The 16,627-nt window shown below is 65.2% G+C and carries 17 protein-coding genes; 9 read left to right on the top strand and 8 right to left on the bottom strand.

Annotated elements, in window-relative coordinates; translation table 11 throughout:
• Nucleotides 1–14: 14 nt before the first annotated feature.
• From HNP98_RS19175 to HNP98_RS19155, 5 genes are all read left to right on the top strand, one after another.
• On the top strand, nucleotides 15–1,052 hold the full coding sequence (locus tag HNP98_RS19175; protein WP_173811796.1) for a glycoside hydrolase family 53 protein: 1,038 nt from the start codon (nucleotides 15–17) through the stop codon (nucleotides 1,050–1,052).
• Nucleotides 1,053–1,064: 12 nt separating this feature from the next.
• Nucleotides 1,065–1,418: a MerR family transcriptional regulator gene (locus HNP98_RS19170; RefSeq protein WP_068232072.1), complete on the top strand. Its 354-nt coding sequence runs from the start codon at nucleotides 1,065–1,067 to the stop codon at nucleotides 1,416–1,418.
• 5 nt (nucleotides 1,419–1,423) lie between these two features.
• Complete coding sequence (locus HNP98_RS19165; RefSeq protein ID WP_173811795.1) at nucleotides 1,424–1,846, top strand: hypothetical protein; 423 nt, start codon at nucleotides 1,424–1,426, stop codon at nucleotides 1,844–1,846.
• Nucleotides 1,847–1,875: 29 nt separating this feature from the next.
• On the top strand, nucleotides 1,876–3,012 hold the full coding sequence (dprA, locus tag HNP98_RS19160; protein ID WP_217425836.1) for a DNA-processing protein DprA: 1,137 nt from the start codon (nucleotides 1,876–1,878) through the stop codon (nucleotides 3,010–3,012).
• Nucleotides 3,013–3,242: 230 nt separating this feature from the next.
• Entirely contained in the window at nucleotides 3,243–4,067 is an 825-nt protein-coding gene (locus HNP98_RS19155; protein ID WP_173811794.1) for an aminotransferase class IV, read from the top strand.
• On the opposite strand, the gene HNP98_RS19150 is transcribed toward HNP98_RS19155, so the two are convergent.
• The 5 genes from HNP98_RS19150 to HNP98_RS19130 form a co-directional block, all read right to left on the bottom strand.
• Nucleotides 4,053–4,274, bottom strand: a complete 222-nt coding sequence (locus HNP98_RS19150) for a hypothetical protein (RefSeq protein ID WP_173811793.1) — start codon at nucleotides 4,272–4,274, stop codon at nucleotides 4,053–4,055. The two genes, HNP98_RS19155 and HNP98_RS19150, sit on opposite strands and share 15 nt — an antisense overlap.
• Before the next feature lie 245 nt (nucleotides 4,275–4,519).
• Nucleotides 4,520–5,401, bottom strand: a complete 882-nt coding sequence (locus HNP98_RS19145) for a 3-keto-disaccharide hydrolase (RefSeq protein WP_173811792.1) — start codon at nucleotides 5,399–5,401, stop codon at nucleotides 4,520–4,522.
• A gap of 89 nt (nucleotides 5,402–5,490) precedes the next feature.
• Nucleotides 5,491–6,018 carry a hypothetical protein gene (locus HNP98_RS19140; protein ID WP_173811791.1) on the bottom strand — a complete coding sequence of 176 codons (528 nt, stop codon included), beginning with the start codon at nucleotides 6,016–6,018 and terminating at the stop codon, nucleotides 5,491–5,493.
• Nucleotides 6,019–6,025: 7 nt separating this feature from the next.
• Nucleotides 6,026–6,820: a thymidylate synthase gene (locus HNP98_RS19135; protein WP_173811790.1), complete on the bottom strand. Its 795-nt coding sequence runs from the start codon at nucleotides 6,818–6,820 to the stop codon at nucleotides 6,026–6,028.
• Between the two features lie 32 nt (nucleotides 6,821–6,852).
• Nucleotides 6,853–7,149, bottom strand: coding sequence for a TIGR03643 family protein (locus HNP98_RS19130; protein ID WP_173811789.1), 297 nt, complete (start codon nucleotides 7,147–7,149; stop codon nucleotides 6,853–6,855).
• Nucleotides 7,150–7,295: 146 nt separating this feature from the next.
• Here HNP98_RS19130 and HNP98_RS19125 point away from each other — a divergent pair, with 146 nt between their 5' ends.
• Nucleotides 7,296–7,850 carry a hypothetical protein gene (locus HNP98_RS19125; RefSeq protein WP_173811788.1) on the top strand — a complete coding sequence of 185 codons (555 nt, stop codon included), beginning with the start codon at nucleotides 7,296–7,298 and terminating at the stop codon, nucleotides 7,848–7,850.
• Between the two features lie 72 nt (nucleotides 7,851–7,922).
• Here the strand turns inward: HNP98_RS19125 and HNP98_RS19120 are convergent, their stop codons facing one another.
• Nucleotides 7,923–8,177, bottom strand: coding sequence for a hypothetical protein (locus HNP98_RS19120; RefSeq protein ID WP_173811787.1), 255 nt, complete (start codon nucleotides 8,175–8,177; stop codon nucleotides 7,923–7,925).
• Between the two features lie 157 nt (nucleotides 8,178–8,334).
• Between HNP98_RS19120 and HNP98_RS19115 the strand changes: the two genes are divergently transcribed.
• Entirely contained in the window at nucleotides 8,335–10,635 is a 2,301-nt protein-coding gene (locus HNP98_RS19115; RefSeq protein WP_173811786.1) for an efflux RND transporter permease subunit, read from the top strand.
• 86 nt (nucleotides 10,636–10,721) lie between these two features.
• Here HNP98_RS19115 and HNP98_RS19110 read toward each other — a convergent pair whose 3' ends face one another.
• Nucleotides 10,722–11,276 carry a 2OG-Fe(II) oxygenase gene (locus HNP98_RS19110; RefSeq protein WP_173811785.1) on the bottom strand — a complete coding sequence of 185 codons (555 nt, stop codon included), beginning with the start codon at nucleotides 11,274–11,276 and terminating at the stop codon, nucleotides 10,722–10,724.
• 110 nt (nucleotides 11,277–11,386) lie between these two features.
• Between HNP98_RS19110 and HNP98_RS19105 the strand changes: the two genes are divergently transcribed.
• Together HNP98_RS19105 and HNP98_RS19100 are read left to right on the top strand one after the other, a co-directional pair.
• Nucleotides 11,387–12,205: an oxygenase MpaB family protein gene (locus HNP98_RS19105; protein ID WP_173811784.1), complete on the top strand. Its 819-nt coding sequence runs from the start codon at nucleotides 11,387–11,389 to the stop codon at nucleotides 12,203–12,205.
• Nucleotides 12,206–12,233: 28 nt separating this feature from the next.
• Nucleotides 12,234–12,641 (top strand): ribosomal maturation YjgA family protein, encoded by a 408-nt coding sequence (locus HNP98_RS19100; protein WP_173811783.1) that lies wholly within the window; start codon nucleotides 12,234–12,236, stop codon nucleotides 12,639–12,641.
• A gap of 93 nt (nucleotides 12,642–12,734) precedes the next feature.
• Here the strand turns inward: HNP98_RS19100 and HNP98_RS19095 are convergent, their stop codons facing one another.
• Complete coding sequence (locus HNP98_RS19095) at nucleotides 12,735–16,496, bottom strand: AAA domain-containing protein (RefSeq protein ID WP_173811782.1); 3,762 nt, start codon at nucleotides 16,494–16,496, stop codon at nucleotides 12,735–12,737.
• Nucleotides 16,497–16,627: the final 131 nt, after the last annotated feature.

Raw genomic sequence — 16,627 nt, 5'->3', positions numbered from 1 at the left:
CTTCTCCGCCGCTGATGCGCTCGTTTTCGCTGAATTTGTTGCGCCGGCCGCTCGCGCTGGTCGTTTTGCTGCTGCTGGCGGGCGGTGCCGCGGGGGCAGCCCGCCCGCGCCCGGCCCGGCTGGGCAAGGTGCTCGGAGCCGATATTTCTTTCCTGCCCCAGCTGGAGGCGCGGGGCGTGAAATTCGCCGATAAAACCGGTCCGAAAGACGCCATCCAGATTCTCAAAGAGCACGGCTTCAATTACATCCGGCTGCGCATTTTCAACAACCCCGCCGCCGACAGCGGCTACTCGCCGGGCAAGGGTTTCTGCGACCTGCCGCACACCCTGGCGATGGCCAAGCGCGTGCGGGCGGCCGGCCTGAAGCTGCTGCTCGACTTCCACTACTCCGACACCTGGGCCGACCCGCAGAAGCAGTTCAAGCCCCTGGCCTGGAAGGGCTTAAGCGGCCCCGCCCTGGAAGCCGCCGTGCACGACTACACCAAGGAGGTGCTGGGGGCCCTGGCCGCCCAGGGCACGCCGCCCGACATGGTGCAGGTGGGCAACGAAATCAACCACGGTATGATTTGGCCCGACGGCGACGTGCAGCACGCCGACAGCCTGGCCCGCTTCGACGCCCTGGCCGGCTTGGTGAAGGCCGGCATCCGCGCCGTGCACGAGGCCGACCCGGGGGCCCTGGTGATGCTGCACATCGCGCTGGGCGGCCAAAACGGGTATTCCACGCGGTGGCTCGACCGCATGGCGGCCCGCGGGGTGGCGTTCGACGTCATCGGCGAGTCGTACTACCCCAAGTGGCACGGCACCATTCCCGACCTGAAGGCCAACCTAACTGATTTAGCCAAGCGCTACCCGCAGGACATTGTGGTGGTGGAGTACTCCGAGCGCAAGCGCGAGGTGAACGACGTGGCCTTCAACCTGCCCGGCGGCAAAGGCAAGGGCACCTTCATTTGGGAGCCGCTGAACACCTGGGAAGCCGTGTTCGACAAGCAGGGCCAGGCCAACGACATGCTGCTGATGTACGACGAAATCAGCCGGAAATACCGCGTAAAATAACCTCACCGACTTATGCCTTACAAGGAGCGCACCATTGAGAAACAGTACTTTACCATCGGCGAGGTGGCCGCCCAGTTCAAGGTGGCCGAGTCGCTGGTGCGCTTCTGGGAAACCGAGTTCGACGAGCTGAAACCGCGCCGCAGCAAGAAGGGCAACCGCCTCTACACGCCGCAGGACATCGACACGTTCCGCACCATTTTCCACCTCGTGAAGGAGCGCGGCTACACCATCCCCGGGGCCCGCGAAATGCTCAAGCAGAAGGGGCCCCAGCTCAAGGACAAAATCGACGCCGTGCAGGCCATCGAGCGCGTGCGGGCCTTTTTGGTGAGCCTGAAGAAGGAGCTGGACGTGGCCCGGCCGGAGTAATTCCAATGGAGACCATTATGCTCATTACGGGGAGTTCCGAATCACTTCCCTATTTCAAACAAACAATTGGCGATGCTCTGCCAAAAAGTACCGTAACCGACCAAGGCGACCCGACCGTCGGATTTATAGTACAGAATGCGGGCTCAAACCGTCTCTACGTCGATTACTGCGGTAATGACCTGATTTCAATTGGCTGGAATGAATCAGAAATCGATTGGATTTCTCAACAATTTCCAGCAGAATATTATGCCTACAGCATTCAGTATAGAACCATTAATACTGTCAAAAAAATCTTGGTCAGAATTGCAAACTCAGATCAAATATTAGTTGATAATGATTGTGGCCAGTTAATGAAAGGGACGGATTTTGTGACAGAAATTATTAACAATCCAGAGTGGAATTGGCTAAAGGATTTAAGCAAACAGTAACAAGACGGATAGAACTTATTACATATTAGATGCCTCAAACTATTACCGACGACCTCTTCTACGAGCTAGCCCTCACGCTCATCCCCGGCGTCGGCCCGCAGCTTACGCGGCAGCTGATGAGCTACGGTGGCTCGGCCAAAAACGTGCTGCTGATGCCGCCGGGCCGGCTGCGGCGCATTCCGGGGGTGGGGCCCAAGGCGGTAACGGCCCTCACCGGGGCCGAGCGGGCCACGGCCCTCAGCCGCGCCGAAAAAGACCTGCGGCAGGCGGAGAAAGAGGGCGTCGAAATCCTGTTTTACACCAGCAAGCGCTACCCGCACCGCCTCAAACTCATTCCCGACGCGCCGGTCATCCTCTATTACCAAGGGCCCGCCGACCTGAACGCGCCCAAAGTGGTGGCCCTGGTGGGCACGCGCCAGGCCACCGACTACGGCCGCGAGCAAACCGAGCGCATCGTGCGCGGCCTGCTGCCGCACCAGCCGCTGGTCGTCAGCGGCCTGGCCTACGGCATCGACATCATCGCCCACCGCGCCGCCCTGCAGGAAGGCCTGCCCACGGTGGGCGTGATGGCCACTGGCCTCGACCGCATCTACCCGCCCGCGCACCGCAAAACGGCCGAGAAAATGCGCGAAGTGGGCGGCCTGCTCACCGAGTTTCCGTTCGGCACGCCGCCCGACCGGTACAATTTCCCGGCCCGCAACCGCATCATCGCCGGCCTGGCCGACGGCACCGTGGTGGTGGAAGCGGCCATCAAGGGCGGGGCCCTCATCACCGCTGAGCTGGCCCTGAGCTACGACCGCGACGTGCTGGCCGTGCCCGGCAACCTGGGGGCCCTCACCTCCGAGGGCTGCAACGCGCTGATTAAAAACAACAAAGCTGCACTGTACGCCGAGCCCAAGGACCTCGAAGAATTATTGAATTGGGATGCGGCCCTGCACCAATCGGGCAAATTCAAACCCGCCCCCGCCTACGCACCCGACGACTTTACGGCCGACGAGTTCGCGCTAATCACCGTGCTGGCCGGGGCCGACGGCCGCGAAGCCCAGATGGACGACCTCGCCTGGAAGGCCCAGCTGGCCATCCACGCCGTGGCCGCGCTGCTGCTGGGCCTGGAGTTCCGGGGCGTGGTGCGGGCCCTGCCGGGCAAGAAATTCGCGCTTGTCTGAACCACGGATTCGGGCGAATTTCTCGGATTGCGCGGATTTTGGGGACGATTCAGGCGGGGCAAATGGCCAGCTTTGGACCGCCTGGCTTAGGTTGGTTACGGCCCGGGCTGCCGGCTTTTCCGCCGGCTGCCCGGTAATTGCTGGGGCCCCTACCAATCACCGGGGCTCCTATCAATCCCCAGAGCCCCCGCTTACCCTTTCGCCCCCGCTTCACCGCACCCGTCACCGCTATGTATCTGCTTCACAACGGCCAGCTGCTGGCCCAGACGGACTTCGCCCTGCCCCTGCCCAACCGGGGCCTGGCCTTTGGCGACGGCTTTTTTGAAACCCTGATATTCAACGATAACCGCCTGCGCCTGGCGGCCGACCATGTGTCGCGGATGCAGCAAGCCGCCGCCGCGCTGTACCTGACGCTGCCCGCCGCCCTGGCCACGCCGGAGGCGTTGGCCGCCACGCTGGGGGCCCTGGCCGCCGCCAATGCCTTGCCCGCCGCCCGCCTGCGCCTGCAACTGTGGCGCGGCGGCGGCGGCCGCTACGCCCCGCCCACCGCCGCGGCCGAGTGGCTGGCCACCGCCGAAGCCTTTGCCCCCGACGACGCGCCGGTTCAGCAAGCAGACTTCGCGCTGGAAACCCACTCCATTTATTCCCCGCTCAGCTTTTGCAAAGGGCCCCAGGCGTGGCTCTACGTGCGGGCGGCTCACGAGCGCCAGCAACGCGGCCTGGACGAAATCATTCTTTGCGACGCGGCCGGGCACGTGGCCGAAGCCGGCGCGGCGGCCATTTTCTGGCTTAAGAAAGGCGTGCTTTTTACCCCGGCGCTGGCCAGCGGCTGCGTGGCCGGGGTGCGGCGGGCGCAGGTGCTGCGAGCGGCGAAGGCCGCTGACGTGGCGTGCTGCGAAGGATTATTTTCAAAGGAAGATTTACTCGCGGCTGACACCGTTTTCACCGCCAACGTGGCGGCGGTGCGAACGGTGCAGCGGGTTGAAAACGTGAATTTTTTATCGGTCGATTCGGTCCTACTGGTTCGCTTCGGCTTGGCTTCAGGGAAACCGTAGCACCGCCCGCGCCCCCGCCCACAGCCCGGCTCCCAACAACAAGGCCAGCGGCGCACACACCAGCGCGGCTCCCGCGTACGCACTGCCCCGCACCAGCACGGCCCGGCCGGCTTGGTGCAGCTGCCGGGCCCCCAGCTTTTGCCAAAGCTGCGCGAAAGAGACCCGCTGGCGTGCCACCGTCCACAGGCTCACCCAGCCGAGTAGCACAAGGCCTGGAAACGCGACCCAGTAAAGCGTTTGTCGCAACCCCGAAATAATAAGGCCCAAGACGTAGCGGCCAATAATTTCGGCGAACAGCTCACTCAAAAAGGTTTCCATCGACGGCAGATAAGCTACTTACTCGTGAACGTCCGGTTAGCTCAACTATTGTTATTCGTGGCAATCTCCAGAGGCTGCGCCGGGGCCGCTAAACCTGGGCGGCGTAAGGCACTGGGCCGTATTTTTCGCATCACCTACTTGAAATACTGCGCGTACTGCGCCGGCATGGCGTCGAGCGGCTTGATGAAAATACTTTTGTAGAACACTTCGGCGGCCTCGCTTTGCAGCTGGATTTTGCCGTGCGTGAGCGGCTGGGGCTGCCCGCTCAGCACGGCCCCCGAATTGTCCACGGCCAGTACCACGTGGCCGTTCACCAGGTGCACGCTCCGGCCGTTCACGTTGATGAGTTCCAGCTCGTTCCACTGGCCGTTGGGCCGCTCGTAATTGGCGGCCGCCTGGCAGAAGTAGGGGCCGCCGTTGCCCATTTTTACCGGGGCGGCGGCGGGGGCGTACTTCAGCGTGTCGCGGGTGGCGTTGTAGGCGGCGTGGATGGCGGCGGTTGATGAGGCGATGCACCAGTAGTCGCCCATGGCGTTGCCCTTTTGGTGCTCCGACACCTGAAATTCCTGGGCCAGCATCCAGCTGTGCCAGTAGTCTGCCCCGCACGGGCCCTGGCTGTTGTACAGCAGGCCGCTGTCGCGGGGCTCGTGCAGGCGGGGCACCCATTTCTTTTCGCCCCACTTCACCTTGAGCTTGAGGTCGTAGTTAGCAAAATCCTGTTTGGTGAAGACGCAGCCGTATATCTCGCCGCTGATGCGCAGCACGGGCTCGCCCGCCAGCACCACGACCGAAAAGACGTTCGCTTCGTTTTTATCGTAGCCAATGAGCGGCACCGGCTGGCCCTGGGCGTCGGTGGGCGGCTGGCCTTGGTAACCGGGCTGGTGCCGGTAGCTTTCAAAATTGCGCCACTTGCTCAGGCTTTTGTCCAGCAACGGCTCCCAGGCCCGGGGCGCGGGGGGCGGCGTGGCTCCCAGCAGCAGCGCGGCCCCAAGGGCCAAAGGGATTATTTTTTTCACGGGGAGGAATGGTGATTGGGCCAGCTTTGAACACCAAATCTAACCATTCCGGGGGCGGGCCCCAAGCCCGGGCCCGGCCGGGGTTTTCGTCATTCCGCCACGAAGCGAATGGGCACCACCAGCGAATCCTCTACGGCCTTGGAGCGCACGAAGCGCAGGGCCCCCAGCACCCGCAGCGCCTCCGCGTCGAGGGCCTGGAGGGCGGCGGGCCGGTACTCGGCTTCGGGGCGGGCCAGCTCGCGCCGGGTCACGCGGGGCGGCTGGCGCACCGAGCCGTCGGGCCGCACCAGCACGCGCACGAGCAGGCGGCCGGTGGGCAGGGGGGCCGCGGGCTGGTTTTTGGGCGGCCGCGCCGCCTCGGGGTACTTGGCCTGGGCCGACACAAAATCGAAAAACTGGGTGCGGCCGGCCGCCTGCCGGTCCGGGTCGGCCTCGTGCCAGAACCGGGGCAGCACGGGCGAGCGCAGCCGGGCCTCGGCCGGGGCGGGCGGTACGGCGCGGCGCTGCGGCAGCATCGGGAAGCCCGGGGCCGCGTACTCGCCGGTTTGGGCGCGGGCCGGCGGGCCGGCCAGCAGCAACCCTCCCCCCAACGCCAGCCCCAGGATGCAGTTTTTCATGGCCCCGCTATACGGCCACCGGGGCCTTGATGGCCGGCCAGGGGTCGTAATTCTCCAGCCGGAAATCGTCGTACTGGAAACCAAAGATGTCCGCCACGGCCGGGTTCAGGTGCATCTGCGGCAGCGGGCGGGGCTCCCGCGTGAGCTGCAGCTCGGCCTGCTCCAAGTGGTTGGCGTACACGTGCGTGTCGCCGCCGGTCCAGATGAATTCGCCGGGTTGCAGGCCCGTCACTTGGGCCACCATCAGCGTGAGCAGGGCGTAGGAGGCGATGTTGAACGGCACGCCCAGGAACACGTCGGCCGAGCGCTGGTAAAGCTGGCACGAGAGCCGGCCGTCGGCCACGTAGAACTGGAACAGGGCGTGGCAGGCGGGCAGCTTCATGGCCGGCAAATCGGCCACGTTCCAAGCCGAGACAACCATGCGGCGCGAATCGGGCGTGGTGCGCAGCTGCTGGATAATTTGGCTAATCTGGTCGATGTGGCCGCCGCGGCCGTCGGGCCAGCTGCGCCACTGGTGGCCGTACACGGGGCCTAAGTCGCCGTTGGCGTCGGCCCACTCGTCCCAGATTCTCACGCCGTTTTCCTTGAGGTAGGCGATGTTGGTGTCACCGCGCAAAAACCACAGCAATTCGTGAATGATGCTTTTCAGATGCACCTTTTTGGTGGTGACGAGCGGAAAGCCATCGGCCAAATTGAACCGCATCTGGGGCCCGAAAATGGACTTGGTGCCGGTGCCGGTGCGGTCGGTTTTGAGCGTGCCGTGGGCGAGAATCTGGCGGAGGAGGGCTTGGTACTGGCGCATAGGTGGCCCAAAGGTAAAACGCCGGGGGGCCCCTACCGCTTGCTGATTTTGTTGAGCGAGATGCTGCGCTGGCTGGCGCTCTTAAACCCGTCCACCTCATCGGCGCGCAGGGCCAGGTGCTTGGTGGCGCGGCCGGCCATCCGCGCCCGCCACATCCGAAACGACGACACCTTCATTTCGCGGCGCATCAGGGCCACCACGTCTTTTTCCAACAGGCCGAATTGCAGCTCGATGGCCTCAAACGGCGTGCGGTCCTCCCACCCCATCTCGATGATGCGGTCGATGTCGGCGACGGAGAGGTGGTCGAAAGTAGCGGAGGCGGGTTTCATGAGCTTTGTAACCCGCTTGGTTTGGCCAAGGTTTCCGGCGAAGAATTTATTATTTAAACCGTCTGCTTTGGTCCGTTTGCAAGCCAGCATCAGCTTTAACACTTGCTATATTTGAGGTATTAACTCCGGCCGCACTAACAAAACCAATGCTTCACCGCTACCGTCAATTATTACCGTTGCTGCTACTGGTAATTTGCTGCGTTAGCACCATTGTAACTGCCCTCAAGGGAACCGTTGAACTGGACGGCACTGCTTATGCCTTTGCACTCGGCCCTAAGCACTATGGGGCCCTAGCAGCAGTCGGCGCAGCGCTTATTTCGTATTTTCTTGCGAAGAAATATTACAAGTACTGCTTTGCGCTAACTCTATTATTCGGGTTGTTCGGAATCATCAATTTTACTGCGGTCCAATACAATGCGGGATTAGCATTTGGAGGGTTGAATATCGGGCTCAATCTTGTAATATTAGCAGTTATCTTCTTGACTTATTTACTGAATTATGGAAGAATAAATTTTCTTCTATTTGCGCTTATAAAGCCATCGGATGAAAAAACAAATAGAATACAGCAAGAAGAAATCGAAGAATTTAAAAATAAGTTTTCTCGAAAATCCACGGAGGACCTCACTCAAATAGTGATACGTAGAAAGCTAGTGCCTTCAGCAATAACAGCGGCCCAGCAGTTATTGCGCGAAAGGCAATGAATCAAAAATTGACAATTAAAAAGGCTGCCCTGTTACCAAGGCAGCCTTTTAATTAAATGTAAGTTAAGCCATTTACATCGTCTTCGTTACCGGGGCTTTCACCTGGGCGGTAGCGGCCGAGGCGGCGGCCATTTTCGCCATTTTGGCGCGGCAGCAGGCGGGCATGCCGGCGGTGTTGCCGCTGGCCATGCCGCGGGTGCACTGGGCGGCGGCCATGGCGGGGCAATTGTCTTTTTTGCCCTTGGCGGGCTTGCCCGGTGTTTCGTGGGCGAAGGTAGCGGTACCGGCGAAGGCGAACAGGGCGAGGGCGAGCAGGGTATTTTTCATGGCAGAAAATTAGGTAGGGGCTTGGAAGAAACAAAAGGACAAAACGGGGCGTTTTCCGCTTGCGGTCCCTAAAAGTACAACGCACGGCCCAATGTTTGGCGCGGCCGGCCGGGGCCCGTTTCCCTCCGCGCAACCCGGTTTCGCGCTACTTCTATTTATGTCCCTTCGCCGCACTTCTTACCTGGCCCTGCTCGTGCTGGGGCTGTTTTCCGCCCTCAGCGCTTACTACGTAGCGCAGCTGCGGTTCAACTATAACTTCAACGACTTCTACCCCGCCGGCGACCCCGACCTCGACTACTACCAGGGCTACACCAAGCGCTTCGGCAACGACAACGACTACCTGCTGCTGGGCCTGGAGGCCCCCGCCGGCCGCACCGTCTTCGACGGCGCTTTCCTGGGGCGCGTCGATTCGCTCTCGCGCCTGGCCCGGCGGCAGCGCCACGTGGTGGCCGTCACTTCCCCCACCACCCTGGCCAACCCCGTGGTGGAGGGCCTGGGCGTGTTCAACCTGCCCTACCTGCACCCGGCCGCCTACCGCGCCGACCCGGCCCAGCGGGCCCGCGACTCCGCGCTGATTTACCGCACGCCGGGCCTGGTGGGCAACGTGTTCAGCCCCGATGCCCGGGCCGTGACGCTGGTGGTGCAAACCACGCCCGACCTCAAAAAGCCCCCCGGCGACTCGCTGCTGGCCGTGCTGCGCGGCGGCCTGGCGCGGTACGGCTTCCCGGAAAAAAGCTACCACCTGGCGGGCCGCGCCGTGGCCCAGTCCGTGTTCGTGGACCGGCTCCAGCGCGAGCTTATCGTGTTCATGAGCCTGTCGGTACTGCTCGTCACGGGGCTGCTCTGGTTCACGTTTCGCACGTGGTGGGGCGTGGCGCTGCCGCTGGTGGTGGTGCTGGGGGCCATCCTGTGGGGGCTGGGCGTGATGGGGGCCTGCGGCGTGCGCATCGACCTGATGACGGCCCTGCTGCCGGTGATGATGTTCGTGGTGGGCACCTCCGACACGGTGCACATCATCACCCGCTACGTGGCCGAGCTGGGCTACGGGGCCACCAAAAAAGACGCCCTGCGCGTCACCATCAAGGAATCGGGGTTCGGCTCGGCGCTGTCGGCCATCACCACCAGCCTGGGCTTTTTCACGCTGATGACCAGCTCCATCCGGCCCATCTACAACTTCGGGCTCTTTACGGGCATCGCCGTGCTGCTGGCGTTCGTGCTCAGCTTCACGCTGCTGCCGGCGCTGCTCACGCTGCTCAAAAAGCCGCAGCTGCGGGTGCCGCGCCAGCAGGGCCACGGCTGGGACGGGGTGCTGAGCCGCCTGTTCCGGCAGGTGCTGGCGCGGCGGCGGCTCATTTTCACCGTCAGCGGGCTGGTAGTGGCAATTTCAATCGGGCTGGCCACGCGGGTGCACATCAACTCCATGCTGCTCGATGACTTGTCGAAAACCGACCCCGTGCGGCTGGATTTTGCTTTTTTTGAGCGCCAGTTTGCCGGCGTGCGGCCCTTCGAGCTGGAGCTGAAGCCGGGCCCCGGCCGCACCGTGTACGACCTGGCCGTGCTGCGCCAAACCGAGCGCATCGAAAACTACCTGCGGGGCCCCTACGGCCTGCGCTTCGCCGCCTCGCCGGTCACGCTCGTCAAGTCGATGCGCAAAGCCCTGCACGGCGGCGGGCTGGCCGAATACCGCCTGCCCGCCGATTCGGCCGAGCTGCGCGGCCTGCAAAGCAAGCTGCACCTGTTCCGCAAAAAAGCCGAGTTCCGGGCCCTGGCGCTGCCCGACGGCCGCGCCGGCCGCCTCACCGGCCGCATGGCCGACGTGGGCAGCATCCGCGCCGACGCGCTCAACGCCGGGCTGCGGCGGTTCCTGCGCACGTCGGTGGATTCAACGGTGCTGGGCACGCGCCTCACGGGCTCGTCTAATCTCATCGACAAGAACAACGAAAACCTGACCGTCAACATGATAACCGGCATGAGCATCGACGTGCTCATGGTTACGCTCATCGTGCTGGCGCTGTTCAAATCGTTCCGGATGGTGGTGGTCGTGCTCATCCCCAACCTGGTGCCCATCCTGATTGTGGCCGGCGTGATGGGCCTGGCCGGCGTGAGCATGAAGGTGAGCACGAGCATTATTTTCACCATTGCCTTTGGCATCGCCGTCGACGACACCATTCACTTCATCAGCAAGCTGCGGCTCACCCTGGCCCACGAAACGTCCGTGTTCCGGGCCGTGCGCCACACCTACCTGCTGGCCGGCAAGGCCGTCATCGTCACCTCGCTCATTTTGGTGGGCGGCTTCTCCACGCTGCTGTTTTCGTCGTTCGACGGCACGTTTTACGTCGGCTTCCTCATCGGCCTCACGCTGCTTTTCGGCGTGGTGGCCGAGCTGACGCTGCTGCCGCTGCTAATCCTGTTTTTTTACCGCCACCCCAAGCCGGCGGTGCAGGCGGTGCCGAACTAGCCGCCGCGCCGGGGCCGGCACCATGGGGCTCAAAAAAATGCGCAGGCGCACGTGGGGCCCGGCTTTTTGTTAAAAGCGCATCAACTCTATATCGGTACGCGGGTGCGGAACATCACGTCCGACCGCAGGACGTACTTGACGCCCTGCGTGACCTCGCTGCCTTCGTGGTACAGGCTGTGCAGGAAGACGAGCGCCGTGCCCTGCCGGGGGCGGATGCGCAGCCCCCGAAAGGCCGTGTCGCCGCCCTGAAAATTATCGTTCAGGTACACCATAAAGGTGAAATAGCTCGCTTCGTGCTCGTTGCGGATGTAGCTCTCGTCGAAATGGCCTTTGAAGCGGTGCCCCCGCTGGTAGCGGTAGAAGCGGAACAGCTCGTTGAGCCCGAGGGCTTGGCTGTTGCCCAGCCGCGTGGGCACGAAGGGCGCAGCTTTTTCCCACAGCGCCTCGGCCAGCTCCCCGCTGCGGTGAAACGCCCGGTTGTTGTTGCGCACGTCCGTGCGCACCCGGCTACCGGCCGCGGTATTGACCTTGGCCAGCTCGTACCCAATTTTTTCGCTTAGCACGATGTTCTCCAGGCATTCCTGCCGGGTCAAAAAGTCGTCCACCGTGAAAATAGAATCCGTCAACTGGGTGTATTTCATAACGCAAGTTAAAGTGTTGGGCTTGCTACCCAGCGCAATTTTCGGCGTGCAATGGGGTTGAGTGGAAGAAACAAGCTAGCTTTGTATTTCAAAGTTCTTTATAAATATCTATGTCATATTTTGTAGCGCCGGGTTCCGTCGTGCGGCGCATCTGGGGCACGGCCGACACGGTGCTCTTCATTTTTGCCGGCGCGGCGGCCGAGTTTGCCCTCAACAAGGCCGTGGACTGGCTCTACTTCACCGGCCGGCTGCCGGCCGACCCGCTGGGCCGGCTGTTTTCGACGGTGGACTACGCCCGCCAAATCGTGTTTGCCGACCAGGCCGGGGCCGAACGCGCCATCGACGCCATTGCCGCCATCCACGGAGCAGTGGAGGCCCGGCGGGGCGAGGCCATCCCCGACTGGGCGTACCGCGACGTGCTGTTTCTGCTCATCGCCTACTCGATGCGGGCCTTTGAAGTGCTGGAACGGCCGCTCACGGGCCCCGAGCGGGAGGAAATTGTGGCGGTGTTTGGCCGGGTAGGCCAGCGCCTGGGCATCCCCGGCCTGCCGAATTCCTACCCGGCGTGGCAGGTGGCGCGGGCCGAGCACCTGGCCCGCAACCTGGCCGCGAGCCGCTACACGGCCGACCTCTACCGGCAGTACCGCAAGCACCTGGGCGGCCCGCGCTACGCGCTGCTGCGGGCCGTGCAGGGCCTGGTGGTGCCCCCGGGCGTGGGGGCGCTGCTGCGCCTGCCCCCCGGCGCGTGGATACGCCCGGCCGTGGCCTTCTACCGCCGCACCAAGCGCTGGCCGGCGAGCCAGTGGGCCAAAAGCCTGCTACTCCCGGCCGCGTACCGGGCCCGCATCGACGCCCTGAACACGGCCCCGCTCCTGCCGGCCAGCCCAGCCCCCGCGCCGCCCCCGCCCCGGCGCTGCCCGATGCATTAGCCCCCACAACGCCAGTCTTGCTTCCTCGATGCTGCGCTTTCGAAAATCATACTTCCTGCTGGCCAGTGGTTTGTTTCTACTGGAAGTGTTCATTGCCCTGCGCCTGCACGACCGGTTCGTGCGGCCCTACGTAGGCGATTTTTTGGCGACCATTTTCCTCTATTGCCTCGTAATGAGCGTAGTACGGGTCCCGGCGGGGCGCGCGGCGGCGGGGGCGCTGCTCGTTTCGTACCTGGTAGAGGGCTTGCAGTACCTCGACTTGCTGACGTACCTGGGGTGGCAGCACTCGCGCCTGGCCCGCACCGTGCTGGGCAGTCATTTTGAATGGCCCGACCTGTTGGCCTACACGCTCGGGGCCCTGGCGGTGGTAGCGGCCGAGCGGGCGCGGCGGCCCCGCGCGGCTCCCACCGGGCCCGACGCGCGGCCCACTTCCTAGGTTATTGGTTGTTAGTCAATCAGCAATCGTTTGACTAACAACGAGCGATTGGCAACCCGTTTATTTTTGGGCGGCTACGTAAAACCCCTGGCGCTACGAATCAGCCGCTACCCAGCCGCCGGCGGCCCGCACCCGGGCCAGCAGCGCGGCGTGGTGGGGGGCGCGGGCCAGCACCTCGGCGTTGCCGAGCAGCACCAGCTGCTGGCGGGCCCGGGTGAGGGCCACGTTCAGCTTGCGGTCCACCCGGCCGGTTTCGTCGGGCGACACCATCATTTCCAGCTGGTGCTCGTGGTGGCAGCAGAAGCTGACGACGATGACGTCGCGCTGCGAGCCCTGGTAGCGCTCCACGGTATCGACGCTGACCTGGAGCAGGGCGGGCAAATCGTGCTGCTGGGCCAGCTGGGCCAGGCGGGCGCGGATGCGGGCGGCCTGGTTGCGGTAGCTGGCGATGATGCCCAGGCTGGTGGCGGGGTCGAAGCGGGGGCCCTCGCCCCGGGCCACGGCCAGGGCGGCGCGGGCCGCGAGGTCGGCCTCCTGGCCCGATTCCTTCTGCGACAGGTCGTCGGGCCGGCGCTGGGTGGGCACGAACACCAGGCGCTGGCGGCGCAGGGCTTCGCCGAAGGCATCGGCGGCCGGGGGCCAGGCGTGGGGGTTGAGGCTGACGGCCTGCCAGGGCTCGGGGCTGCGCAGCAAACCGCCGTAGAAGTCGTCGTTGACCAGCGCGGCCAGCTCCTGGTGGGCGCGGTACTGGCGGGCCAACGTGCCGTGGGCGTAGGGCCAGCGCGCCTCGGCCCGGCGGAACAGGCGTTCAAAGTAGGAATTGCGCAGGTTGGTGAGGCCTAGCTCGTGGCGCAGCAGCTCGGCCACGCCGGGGGCCACGGCGCTGCTGGCCGGCTCCTGGGCCACCACGGCGGGCAGCTGGCGGTGGTCGCCGATGAGGACGAACTTGCGCACCTTGGCCAGCAGGGCCAGCATGGGCGCTTCCAGCACCTGGCTGGCCTCGTCCACCACTGCCACGTCAAAGCTCTTCAGCAAAAACAGCTCCGGCTTGCCCAGCAGGCTGGCAATGGTGCCCACGTAGAGCGGCGTGCCGGTGAGGCGGGCCCGCACGGTCTGGCGCGAGGGCAGGTCCCGAATCATGTTGTCGAGCAGGTACGGGCGGTACGCGGGGGCCGTGCTCAGCCGCGAGCCAAGGCGGATGAAGGGCAGCCCGGCGGCCACCAGCTGCTCGCAGATTTCGTCCACGGCGCGGTTGGTGTAGGCGGCCAGTAGGGTTTGCTGGTCGGCGGCCACCAGCTGCACGGCCAGCTCGCGCAGCACCGCGCGGGTTTTGCCGGTGCCGGGGGGCCCGCAGAGCACGAACCAGTCGGGGGCAGCCAGGGCGCGGCGCACCACTTCGGCGGCGTCGGTGGCGGGGGCGTCGGCGGGGGCCCAGCCTTCGGGCGGGCGCGGGGCGGTGCGGGCCAGCAGGCGGCCCCGGCGCTCGGGCGGCAGCATCAGGAAGGCCGACAAGCCTGCCCACTCGCGCCGGAACGTGTCGAACGTGTCGGGCTCCAGAGCCCAGTGCGAGTGGCCGCGCAGGTAGCGCGGGGCAATGCGGCGGTTGCGCACGGCCAGCACCACGCGGCCGTCGGCCCCCAGGTCTTCGGCCAGCGTCACCTTCACGATTTGCGCGTCCAGGATGCTTAAGCTGTTAGCGGTTAGCTGCTGGCTGTTAGCTTTTTCATCCGCCGAAGCGTCCTCAGCCAGCAGCTTTGAGTCAACGGCTTTCATCCGCGGGTAGAGAATGAGCGTGTCGCCGGCGCGGAAGTTGACTTCGCGGCCCCCGGGGGCCCGTTGCAGCACGAGGTGGGGGCCCAGGCCGTCGCGGGCGTCGTCGGGGGCGTCGGTCTGGTCTTCGAGCAGGGTCAGGCCGTCGAGCAGGCTGAAGTTCTGGTGCTTGCGCTGGGCCGAGAGCCGCCACAGGCCGGCCTGGCCGCCGGCGTCGCCGGGGCGGGTGTCGTCGCCGAGCAGCGAGAGGCGCATCTCCCGGGCCCCGAAGCGGATGATTTCCAGGCAATAGGCCCGCTCCGTGACGTCGGCGGCGGCCCAGGTGTTGGCCACTTTCTCGGCCTTCTCGCGGGTGAAGGGCGGCAGCAGCGCCAGGTTGGGGCGCAGCACGGGGGCCAGCAGGGCGGCGGTGTGGCCGGGGCCCGGCGAGCGGGCCAGCAGCAGCTCGGTGCCCACCACGTAGTTGCGCACGGCCAGCAGGCGGTCCACCAGCGCCGGGTCGTGGTCCACGCGCCGCACGGGGGCCTGGCCGGTGGCGGCGTTGGAATAGAGGATGCTGGTGCGCCCGCGCCCGGCCGTTTCGCCGTCGGCCCCGAACACCGATTCCAGCAGCAGGCGGTAGAGCTGGGCCTGGGCCGCGTGGTTGCTCCAGGGCTGGTCGAAGGGCACGCGGGTGCTGCTCTTCAGCTCCACCAGGTCGTAGCCGGTGGGGCTTTCGTGCAGCAGGTCGAGCCGCCCCTGCAGGCCGTAGGTGGCCGACAGAAATGCCGGCTCCAGGAAGCAGTCGGCCGGCCGCAGGGGCTGCTGCTGGTAGCCGGTGCGCGAGGCGGCCACGAAGCCCTGCTGCCGGGTTTCGCGCAGGGTGCGGTGGTGGCGGCGCAGGTCGTTCAGCAATTCCGGCACCCCATTACGGCTCTGGAATTCGGGCAGCGTGCTCAGTAGCAGCGGGGCCGACCGAAACAGGCGGTGCTTGAGGAAATGGTCGAGGTCGAAGTCTTTCGGGGCCCGGGGCCCGGGGCCCGGTACCTGTTGTTTGGTGCCTGGTGCCCGGGTTTCTGGTGCTGCTGAAGCACCGGCAGCTTCTGGTACGGCAGCGGCTCCGTCTTCAGCAGTAAGAGTTAATTGTTTTCCATCGCCACTAATCACCAGCGGCTCGTTGCTAATTATTAACCGCTCACCGTCAACTGTTAACTGCGCACTGCTCACTGTTAACTGCTCACTGTCAACTGCTAACTGCTCATTGTTAATTATTAACTGCCGGGCCGCGTGGCTCACTTCCTCGTCGAGCAGGATGTTGACCAGGTTTCCCACGGCCAGCGGGCGCGACACCTCATCGGGCAAAAACGAGTGCAGCACGGCCAGCTCGGGCACGGTGCCGTCCTTGAGGGCGCATTCGGCCAGCGTGGTCACGTTTATCAGGTAGTCGGGCTCCAGCACCACGCGGCGCGGCAGGTAGTGGCCGTCGGCCTGGCGCACCGGCCCCACGAGGTTGAGGCCGGGGTGCAGGGCGGCGGCCAGCGGCAGCAGGTTGTCGTAGGCCGCGGGCACCCGCACGGCAAAGGGCCCCGCGGGCCGGTCGTCGGCCGGCGCGGCCAGCTCCACGGTGAGCACCCCGGTGGCCAGCTCGACGTGCAGCACGTGCACCCGCCACACCGCGGCCGCGTCGGGGGCCGGGGGCAGCGCGGCCCCCGCCACGGGGGCAGCCACAAGCAGCGGGCTTGCCAGGGCTTCGGCCGCGCCGGCGGGCCAGGGGCCGGTGTACGCTTCGGGCGTCAGGAAGGCCAGCAGCCCGGCCAGGGCGCCGAAGCCGGCGGCGGCCTCGGCGGGGGTGCCGGGGTAGCTCTCGTGCAGCACCAGGTTGGCGGCCAGGCGCAGGGCCTGCAAGCGGTGGCGCAGCGCCTCGGGCAGCGCCAAGGCAAAGCCCGCCCACCCGATGGCCTGGCTCAGGTTGCTGAACGGGGCCTTGTGCTGCTGGCAGGCGTGGCGCAGCAGGGCCTCCAGCAGCTTGCGCAGGCGCGGGAGCTGGTCGGCCGGCGCGGCGGGGAGGGCAAGGGCCGCGAGGCGGGCGTGGGGAGAATCGGGCAAGGGGCAGCGGGGCGGAACAGGGCATTAAAGGTACGCCCCCGGGCCCCGGAAGTCGTTTTTCGCGGCGGGCCCGGGCCCCGCCCACGCACTTTTTGCCCCGGGCCGCCCGGCGCGGCGGGTACTTTTGCAAC

It is taken from the genome of Hymenobacter caeli (assembly GCF_013294115.1).
In the GTDB taxonomy this organism is placed as follows: domain Bacteria; phylum Bacteroidota; class Bacteroidia; order Cytophagales; family Hymenobacteraceae; genus Hymenobacter; species Hymenobacter caeli.
This window is presented reverse-complemented; position numbering and strand designations above follow the sequence as displayed.